Raw genomic sequence first — 9137 nt, forward strand, 5'->3', positions numbered from 1 at the left:
CGATGTAGAGAGTGCCACCCGGGCCCCGGCTCGTGTCAAGGGCCGACGGGCGACCGACTGCCGGGCGGGCGAGCACGGCGGCGCGGGCGTCGGGCATGCTGCGGCGCGTGGCAGCGCGGCGACCGACGACGGTGCGCGACGTCGCGCTCGCGGCCGGCGTCTCCCCGAAGACCGTGTCGAACGTCGTCAACGGCTACGCGCACGTGCGGCCCGAGACCCGCGACCGCGTGCTCGAGCACGTGCGGGCGCTCGGCTACCGGCCGTCGGCGGCGGGGCGGCAGCTCCGGCAGGGGCGCACCGGCATGGTCGCGCTCGCGGTCCCCGGGATCGACATGCCCTACTTCGCGGACCTGTCCGCGCTCGTCGTCCGGGCGGCCCGGGAGCACGGGCTCACCGTCGCCGTCGAGCAGACCGAGGGGGACGTCGAGCGGGAGCGCGAGGTGGCCGCGGGCCTGCCCACGCGCTTCGCGGACGGCCTCATCTTCTCGCCCCTGGAGATGTCGGCCGACGAGCTCGTCGCCCTCCCGCACACGCCGATGGTGCTGCTCGGCGAGCACGCGCACGGCGTGCCGGTGGACCGCGTCTCCATCGACTCCGTCGCCGTCTCGCGGACGGCCACCGAGCACCTGCTCGCCGTCGGGCGCCGCCGGGTGGCCGTGGTCGGGCTCAAGCACACGCTGCACGACACCGCGTCCCAGCGCCTGGAGGGGTGGGCGGCGGCGCTCGCCGCGGCGGGCCTCGACGCCGTGGCGGCCGACCCCGCCCTCCGCCGGGCGGTGCACGACTGGACGCGGGAGGACGGCGCGCAGGCGGGCCGGGCGCTCGCCCGCGACCGCCGCGCCGGGCTGGACGTCGACGCCGTCTTCGCCCTCAACGACGCGCTCGCCCTCGGCGTGCTGCGCGGCCTGCAGTCCGAGGGCGTGCGCGTGCCGGAGGACGTCGCGGTCGTCGGGGTCGACGACGTCGCGGAGAGCGCCTTCTCCTCGCCGGGCCTCTCCACCGTGGCCATCGACCGCGGCGTCGTCGCGCGGGAGGCGGTGCGCCTGCTCGTCACCCGCCTCGCGGACCCGGAGCTGCCGCCGCGCGCGGTCGCCGCGCCGTCCCGGCTGGTGGCGCGGGGCAGCACCGGCGCCTGACGCGCGGCTCAGCCGGCCGCGGCGCCGAGCCCGAGCGGGTCGCTGCCCGGCCGGTGCTCGAAGACGAGCGAGGTCTCGGTGTGCTGCACGAGCGGGTGGCTCGACAACGAGGTGAGCACGAGCTCGCGCAGGGCGTCGGAGCCCGGCGAGACGAGGTGCACGAGGTAGTCGTCGCGCCCCGCGAGGAAGAAGACGTCGAGGACGCCGGGCAGGGCCGCGAGCCCCTCGACGAAGGCCTGCATGTCGGCGGTGTCGTGGGTGCCGAGGCGCACCGACACGAGGGCGCGCAGCCCGAGCCCGACGCGGCCCGGGTCGACCTCGGCGCGGGCGCCCGTGATGACGCCGCGCTCGCGCAGCGCCGCCGTGCGCGCCAGGGCGGTGGACGGCGCGACGCCCACGGCGCGCGCGACGGCGTTGTTGGGCGTGCGGGCGTCGGCGAGGAGCAGGCGCACCACCTCGGCGTCGACGTCGTCGAGGTGGTCCCGAACCGCGTTCGCGACGGGCTCCCGACGACGGGGTCGGGCCGAACGTCCTGCGGTCATCGGGCCTCTTCCGGCGATGTCGGTCGGCTCAGCGCCGCCTGCCCGAACATGCTGCCACGATGGGGAGGTGCGTCGGCGCCCCGCCGGTGCCGAGGCGAGGAGTGCGTCGTGCGCGTCGGAGTGCCCCGAGAGGTCAAGAACCGCGAGCTGCGGGTGGCGCTGACGCCGAGCGGCGCGCACGAGCTCGTCGGCCGCGGTCACGAGGTGCTGGTGCAGGCCGGGGCCGGCGTCGGGTCCTCGATCCCCGACGACGCCTACGCGGCCGCCGGTGCCCGGGTCGTCGCCACCGCCGAGGAGGCGTGGTCGGCCGAGCTCGTCCTCAAGGTCAAGGAGCCGGTCGAGGCCGAGCACGGCTTCCTCCGCGAGGACCTGCTCCTCTTCACCTACCTCCACCTGGCCGCCGACCGGCCGCTGACGGACGCCCTGCTCGCCGCCGGGACCACCGCCGTCGCCTACGAGACGGTGCAGCTGCCGGACCGGTCGCTGCCGCTGCTCGCGCCGATGAGCGAGGTCGCCGGGCGGCTGGCGCCGCAGGTCGGCGCCCACACGCTCATGAGCAGCCAGGGCGGGCGGGGGGTCCTCATGGGCGGGGTGCCGGGGGTCCGCCCGGCGTCGGTCGTCGTCGTCGGGGGCGGGGTCTCGGGCGCCGCGGCCACGCGCGTCGCCGTGGGCATGGGCGCGGACGTCACGCTGCTCGACCGCGACATCGCCAAGCTCCGCCACCTCGACGAGCACTACGCCGGGCGGCTGCGGACGGTCATGTCGAACTCCTTCGAGCTCGAGCGCGCGGTCGTCGAGGCGGACCTCGTCATCGGTGCCGTCCTCGTGCCGGGGGCACGGGCGCCCAAGCTCGTCGGCGACGACCTCGTGGCGCGGATGCGGCCGGGCAGCGTGCTCGTCGACATCGCCGTCGACCAGGGCGGCTGCTTCGAGAGCACCCGCCCGACGACGCACGACGACCCGACCTTCGCCGTCCACGGCTCGGTCTTCTACTGCGTGGCCAACATGCCCGGCGCGGTGCCGCACACCTCGACCTACGCGCTGACCAACGTCACGCTGCCGTACGCGGTGGCGCTGGCCGGCTCCGGCTGGCGCGAGGCCCTGCGGCGCGACGCGTCGCTGGCCGCCGGCCTGTCGACGGCGGGCGGGGCGCTCGCGAGCCCGGGCGTCGCGACGGCGCACGGCCTCCCGCTGACGCCGGTGGAGCAGCTGCTCGGCTGAGCGCGACGGCTCAGGCGACCGGGCGCCCCGCGGCGTCGAGCACGGGGAGCGGGCGGGTCGCCGTCCACGCGGCGTCGCCGCCGGCGGGGGCCGGGACGACGTCGACCGCCCCGGTGCTCAGCTGCTCGGCCGCGGTGTCCCAGTCGTCGGCCCAGCGCGGTGCGGCGGGGGCGGCGTCGACGGGCGCGGCCGGGGTGCGGTCGACCGCGGTCGTGCGGGCGGCGGCTCGCGCGCGGCGGGCGCCGGCGACGCCGAGGACGACCCAGACGGCGTTGACGCCGACCGACGGCCACGCCTCGACGACGACGCCGCTGGCGATCATGAGGACGGCCCCGACGCTGCTCGTGGCGACGGCGGGGACGGACGTGGGAGAGAGCCGGCCGCTGCTGACGAGCCCGTAGGCGACGAGCCCGAGCAGGCCGCCGAGGTAGCCGGAGAGGGACAGGGCGAGGAGGAGGTGCGGTGCCACGTGCCGGGTCATCGGCACGTCCGGCCCGTCTCTGCACCGCCCGGTCTCCTGCACCTCGGCGCCCTCCCGACCCGCCACGCCGGACGTGGGGTCGAGAGGGCGCCGGAGCGCGGGCGGGGCGGTCAGGAGGTGCGGGCGAGGGGGTGGGCGGGCTCCGGGAGCTCCTCCTCGAGGGCCCGGCCGCGCATCTCCGGGAGCAGCGCGCAGCCGGCCGCGGCGACGAGGAAGAAGAGGGCGAAGAGCCCGAAGACCGTCCACGAGACGCCCGTGACCTGCTGCACCACGGGCACCGACAGCGGGGCGAGGATCGAGGCGATGCGGCCGAAGCCCGCCGCCGCGCCGGCGCCCGTCGAGCGGACCGACGTCGCGTAGACCTCGGGGGTCACGGCGTACAGGGCGCCCCAGGCGCCGAGGTTGAAGAAGGACAGCAGCATGCCCGCGGCGAGGATCGTCGCCGGCGAGCCCGCGAGGCCGAAGAGGCCCGCGGCCACGGCGGAGCCGACGAGGAAGGTCGCGAGGGTGGGGCGGCGTCCCCAGCGCTCGACGAGCACGGCCGCGACGAAGTAGCCCGGCAGCTGCGCCAGCGTGATGACGAGGACGTAGCCGAAGGACTGGGTCAGCGTGAAGCCACGCTGCACGAGCAGCGTGGGCAGCCAGATGAAGGCGCCGTAGTAGGAGAAGTTGACGCCGAACCACACGAGCCACAGGCCCGCGGTGCGACGGCGCAGGGCCGCCGACCACAGCGCCCGCGCCCGCGCGGCGGGCTCGGCGACGGCGGGCGGCGAGGGCTGCGCGGGTGCCGGGACGCCGGCGGACGCCTCGTACTCGCGGACGGCGGCCTCCGCCTCGGCGGTCCGGCCGCGGCGCTCGAGGAAGCGCACCGACTCGGGCAGCGCGCGCCGCACGACGACGGCGTAGACCGCCGGCACCGCGCCGATGGCCAGGGCCCAGCGCCAGCCGTCGTCGTCCGCGCGGACGACGAAGAAGCCGAGCAGCGCCGCCGCCGTCCACCCCACGGCCCAGAAGGCCTCGAGCGCGACGACGACGCGGCCGCGCAGCCGCCGCGGGGCGTACTCGCTGACGAGCGTCGACGCGACGGGCAGCTCGGCGCCGAGGCCGAGCCCGATGACGAAGCGCAGCGCGAGGAGCATGACGAGGCCCGTGGACAGCGCCGCGGCGCCCGTCGCCAGCCCGTAGACGAGGAGCGTGAGGGCGAAGACCTGGCGCCGGCCGTAGCGGTCCGCCAGGAGGCCGCCGAGCGTGGCGCCCAGCGCCATGCCGAGGAAGCCGATCGAGGCGACGAGCGAGAGCTCGCCCGTCGAGAGCTGCCACTGGGCGGCCAGGGCGGCCATGACGAAGGAGATGAGCCCGACGTCCATGGCGTCCAGGGCCCAGCCGACGCCGGAGCCCACGAGGAGGCGGCCGTGACGACGGGTGAAGGGGAGGCGGTCGAGCCGCTCGGTGCGCGACAGCGGGGCGGCGTCGCCCGGCGCGGGGTTGGTCACGTCCGCGGAGTGTGGCACCCCGGTCCCGCTCCCGGGTAGGGCTTCTCGCGGCTCGGGCACCGCGGCCCGCGTCGGGTCAGCGCCGCGGCGTCGTCGCCCGGCCGGGCAGGCCGAAGCGCACGGGCACGCCCGGCGTCGCGAGGACGGAGTCGGGCGGGCGCCGGGCGAGGTCGCCGAAGCCGGCCGCCCCGAGCAGGCCGTCGTCGAGCCGGGTGACCTCGGCACGGTGCAGCGGCCAGGTCGGGTGCTCGTTGGGCACGTACCAGGTGCGGCCGAGGTGGGCCGTGTGGAGGCCCCACCGGGCCGTGAGGAAGTCGGCCAGCGGGGCGTCCGGCGCGTCCGGGCGGAGGGGGTCGCCGAGCCGCACGGCGACGTCGCTCGTCACGGCGCCGCCCGGGGGCTGCGGCCAGCGCGTGCGGGCCGACCACGACAGCTCGCCCCGGCCGCCCGTGACCCGTGCGTCGCCGCGCATCCGGGCCCAGCGGTAGGGGAGCCCGAAGGACGCCCGGGCGCCGACGACGACGCCGAGCCGGCTGGCGTCCAGGCTGCAGAAGACGACGCCGCGCCGCCCGGTCGCGTCGACCGAGTACAGCCGGACGTTGGTCTCCCAGAAGGTGCCGAGCCACGGGACGCGCGGACCACGGCCGACCCCCGCGCCGACCATCCGGAACGGCACGAGGGCCACGTAGGTCCGCGGGGCGCCGTCGGCGACGTGCGGGACGGCGAGGACGTCCGGTCGTGCGCCCGGCGGCATCCAGGCCTCGACCCGCTCGGGCGGGACGGCCCAGTGGAGGAAGGCCAGGTCGACCCAGCGCTGCCCCATGAGCACCGGCCCCCGCAGCGGGGGCGGCGCCGGGCTGACGGGCTCGACCGCGGCGGGCTCTCGGGTCACGCCCCCGACGCTAGGCGCCGGAGGTCGCCGGCGCTCAGAGGGCCGGCGTCGCCGCCCGCGTCGTCGCGACGACCCGGGCGACGAGGTCCTGCGGCAGGTCCGGCTGCCCGGACGCGACCCACGCCTCGACGAGCCCGACGTCGGCGGCGGACAGGCCCCCGAGCCACACGAGGTCGGCGGGGTGGCCGCCGCAGCAGGCCCGCGGCGAGATGCCCACCTGGGCCCCGGAGGCCGCCGGCGGAAGGGCGTCGAGGCGGACGAGGACCCCGCCGGGGGTGCCGCGGACGACGCGGCCGAGCCGGTGGAGGACGCCCACCTCGTCGGGGGCCACGAGGACCCAGCGCAGCGGCACGTCGGCGAGGGAGGCGGTGCCGCGCAGAGGGTCCCGCACGGGGACGGGGGCGTCGGGGCCGGTGGCCGGGAGAGGGGGCGCGGCGTCGTCCATGGCGCTCAACGTACTTGATAACCGTTCCCATCGTCACGTACGGTCCGCCGCCATGAGCACCTCCGCCACCGCCCTCCCGACCGCTCCCGCCCGCACCGCGGCACGGCGCCGCCGTTCGTGGTCCGCCGCCGCCCTGCTCGGCGCCCCGCTGCTCGCGCTCGCCGCCTGCGGCGACGGCGGCAGCAGCACCGCCTCCTCGTCGGCCGCACCCTCGACGCCCGCCGCCGAGCCGACGTCCGACGTCGCCGAGGTGGCGACGGCGACGCCGCGCCTCGTCGTCACGCTCGAGGGCGGCGACCTCGCCGTCCTCGACGCGACGACGCTCGAGCCCGTCGCCGACGTCGAGATGGACGGCTACCTGCGCATCAACGACGCCGGCGACGGCCGCCACGTCCTCGTGTCGACCACGGGCGGCTTCCGCGTCCTGGACGCCGGCACGTGGGGCGAGCCGCACGGCGACCACAGCCACTACTACACGTCCGACCCCGTGCTCACCGACGTCGTCCACCCGGCCGAGACCCCGGCCCACGTGGTCACCCACGCCGGCCGGACGGCGCTCTTCGACGACGGCACCGGCGGTGCCGTCGTCGTCGACTCCGCCGACGTCGCCGAGGCGGACCCGCAGGCGCGGACGGTCGAGAGCGGTGCGGCCCACCACGGCGTCGCCGTCGAGATGGCGGACGGGCGGCTGGTCCACACCGTCGGCACCGAGGAGGAGCGGTCGACCGTCGTCCTCCTCGACGCCGAGGGCACGGAGCTGGCGCGCACCGACGAGTGCCCGGGCATGCACGGCGAGGCCACCGCGGCCGACGAGGCGGCCGTCGTCGGCTGCGAGGACGGCATCGTCGTCGTCCGCGGTGACACCCTGACGAAGATCGCGGCGCCGGACGCCTACGGCCGCATCGGCAACCAGGCCGGCAGCGAGGAGTCGGCGGTCGTCCTCGGCGACTACAAGCGCGACGAGGGCCGAGACTCCGCCACCGAGGGCCCCGAGCGCACGCAGACGGTCTCGTTGACGGACACCGCCGCCGGGACCCTGACGCTCGTCGACCTCCCCGCCTCGTACACGTTCCGCTCGCTCGGCCGGGGCGAGGACGGCGAGGCGCTGGTGCTCGGCACGGACGGCGCGCTCCACGTCCTCGACCCGGCCGCGGCGTCGATCACCCGCTCGGTGCCCGTCGTCGAGGCGTGGGAGGAGCCGGACGACTGGCAGGAGCCGCGCCCGGCGCTGCGCGTGCACGAGGGCACCGCCTACGTCACCGAGCCCGCCACGCGCGAGGTGCACGCGGTCGACGTCGTCTCCGGCGAGGTCTTCGCCACGGCGTCGCTCGACGGCGTCCCCGACGAGGTCGTCGTCGTCTCCGGCGCGACGCCGGCCGTCCCGGACGGCGGGGCCCCCGTCGAGGGCGAGGAGCACGCCGAGGGCGAGCACGACCACGCCGAGGGTGACCACGACCACGCCGAGGGCGAGGCGCACGACCACGAGGACGGCGACGCCGTCGCCGGCCGGCGGTGAGCTGCTGCGCGGACCGCACGTGCCGGGCCCTCGCCGTGGCCGCGACGACCGCCCTCGTGGCGGTCGCCGCGGCCGGGTGCGGGGCGGGTGACGCCGGGGGAGGGTCCGCGGACGACGGGCGCGTCACCGTGCTCGCCACCCCGGCGCCGCTGCTCGACCTCGTGCAGCGTGTCGGCGGCGGACGCGTGGACGCGGCGGCGGTGGGAGGTCTGGGCGGAGACGCCCACGCCGTCGAGCTGACGCCGCCGCAGGTGGCCGGGCTCACCGACGCGGACCTCGTCGTCCACGTCGGGGGCCTGTCGAACTCGGTCGACGCGGCGGTCGCGCTGCGCGACGGGGCACCGGTCGTCGACGCGCTCGCCGTCGACGACGGCGCGGTCGGGTCCGAGGACCCGCACGTGTGGCTCGACCCGCTGCTCATGGCCGACGTCGCGGCCGACGTCGCCGACGCGCTCGCCACGGTCGACCCCGACGGCGCCGACGCGTACACCGCTGCGGCGGAGGACGTCCGGGAGGAGATGGCGGTGCTCGAGGCGGAGGCGTCCGCGGCGCTGGCGCCGTGCCGGGGGGCGACGCTCGTCGTCTCGCACGAGGCGTTCGGCTACCTCGCCGGGCGTCACGGCCTGGAGCAGGTCGGCATCACGGGGGTCGACCCGCACGTCGAGCCGACGCCCGCGCGCCTGCGGGCCGTCACCGAGGTCGTGCGGGCGGCCGGCGCCCGGACGATCTTCTTCGACGAGGTCGCCAGCCCCGACGTCGCCACGGCCCTCGCCGAGGACCTCGGGGTCGCCGTCGCCGCCCTCGACCCGCTCGAGGTCGCCGTGGAGCCGGACTACGCCACGGCGATGCGCGCCAACCTCGCCGCGCTGCGGGACGGCCTCGTCTGCGACGCGGCGTAGAGCCGCCCCGACGACGAACGGGCGCCTGTTCGCGCGGTGCAAGGCCCGTGGGCGGCGAACAGGCGCCTGTTCGCGCTCTGCAAGGGGTCCTCTCTGCGAACGGGCGCCTGTTCCGGCTCTGCGAGGGGCCCTGTCTGCGAACGGGCGCCCGTTCCGCTTCTGCGGGGGCCCTGTCTGCGAACAGGCGCCTGTTCGCGCCGTGGGAGGAGCATGGGCGGTGAACCGGCGCCTGCCCGGTAGCTCGGGGCGGTCATCGGGGCGTCTGCCCGCGCGACGCTGAGGAGGGTGTTGGGCTCGTCGTCGCGGCGATGTGTGACCTCGATCACCTGTTCGAGTGATACTGATCGCCGCAGGTCAGAGGCTTGTGGACGACGCCCAAGGCGGGGTCCGTTGTCGGTGGTCGCCCCTAGCGTGAATGCCATGACCACCGACGGCGCGGGCACGACGACCGGCGTCGTCACGCCCGTCGCCGTGACGGCACTGGTCCCGGCCAGCGCCCTCGCGGACGGGGT

General features: G+C 77.2%; 9 protein-coding genes. 4 read left to right on the plus strand and 5 right to left on the minus strand.

Annotated elements, in window-relative coordinates:
* Positions 1 to 107: 107 nt before the first annotated feature.
* On the plus strand, positions 108 to 1136 hold the full coding sequence (locus EDC03_RS15085; protein ID WP_199720301.1) for a LacI family DNA-binding transcriptional regulator: 1029 nt from the start codon (positions 108 to 110) through the stop codon (positions 1134 to 1136).
* Between the two features lie 8 nt (positions 1137 to 1144).
* Here the strand turns inward: EDC03_RS15085 and EDC03_RS15090 are convergent, their stop codons facing one another.
* Positions 1145 to 1678 carry an Lrp/AsnC family transcriptional regulator gene (locus EDC03_RS15090; RefSeq protein ID WP_123381076.1) on the minus strand — a complete coding sequence of 178 codons (534 nt, stop codon included), beginning with the start codon at positions 1676 to 1678 and terminating at the stop codon, positions 1145 to 1147.
* A 108-nt stretch (positions 1679 to 1786) separates the two neighbouring features.
* Here EDC03_RS15090 and ald point away from each other — a divergent pair, with 108 nt between their 5' ends.
* Complete coding sequence (ald, locus tag EDC03_RS15095; RefSeq protein ID WP_123381077.1) at positions 1787 to 2899, plus strand: alanine dehydrogenase; 1113 nt, start codon at positions 1787 to 1789, stop codon at positions 2897 to 2899.
* Positions 2900 to 2909: 10 nt separating this feature from the next.
* On the opposite strand, the gene EDC03_RS15100 is transcribed toward ald, so the two are convergent.
* From EDC03_RS15100 to EDC03_RS15115, 4 genes are all read right to left on the minus strand, one after another.
* The gene (locus EDC03_RS15100; protein ID WP_123381078.1) at positions 2910 to 3380 is read right to left on the minus strand and encodes a CBU_0592 family membrane protein; all 471 of its coding nucleotides are present in this window, start codon (positions 3378 to 3380) and stop codon (positions 2910 to 2912) included.
* 110 nt (positions 3381 to 3490) lie between these two features.
* Entirely contained in the window at positions 3491 to 4873 is a 1383-nt protein-coding gene (locus tag EDC03_RS15105; protein ID WP_199720302.1) for an MFS transporter, read from the minus strand.
* 76 nt (positions 4874 to 4949) lie between these two features.
* The gene (locus EDC03_RS15110) at positions 4950 to 5696 is read right to left on the minus strand and encodes a YqjF family protein (protein ID WP_123381104.1); all 747 of its coding nucleotides are present in this window, start codon (positions 5694 to 5696) and stop codon (positions 4950 to 4952) included.
* A gap of 103 nt (positions 5697 to 5799) precedes the next feature.
* Positions 5800 to 6210 carry a hypothetical protein gene (locus EDC03_RS15115; protein WP_123381079.1) on the minus strand — a complete coding sequence of 137 codons (411 nt, stop codon included), beginning with the start codon at positions 6208 to 6210 and terminating at the stop codon, positions 5800 to 5802.
* A 52-nt stretch (positions 6211 to 6262) separates the two neighbouring features.
* Here EDC03_RS15115 and aztD point away from each other — a divergent pair, with 52 nt between their 5' ends.
* Positions 6263 to 7726, plus strand: coding sequence for a zinc metallochaperone AztD (aztD, locus tag EDC03_RS15120; protein WP_199720303.1), 1464 nt, complete (start codon positions 6263 to 6265; stop codon positions 7724 to 7726).
* A gap of 35 nt (positions 7727 to 7761) precedes the next feature.
* A complete protein-coding gene (locus EDC03_RS15125) occupies positions 7762 to 8625 on the plus strand; it encodes a metal ABC transporter substrate-binding protein (RefSeq protein WP_123381106.1) in 864 nt (287 codons plus the stop codon).
* Positions 8626 to 9137: the final 512 nt, after the last annotated feature.

This window comes from Pseudokineococcus lusitanus, from assembly GCF_003751265.1.
In the GTDB taxonomy this organism is placed as follows: Bacteria; Actinomycetota; Actinomycetes; order Actinomycetales; family Quadrisphaeraceae; genus Pseudokineococcus; species Pseudokineococcus lusitanus.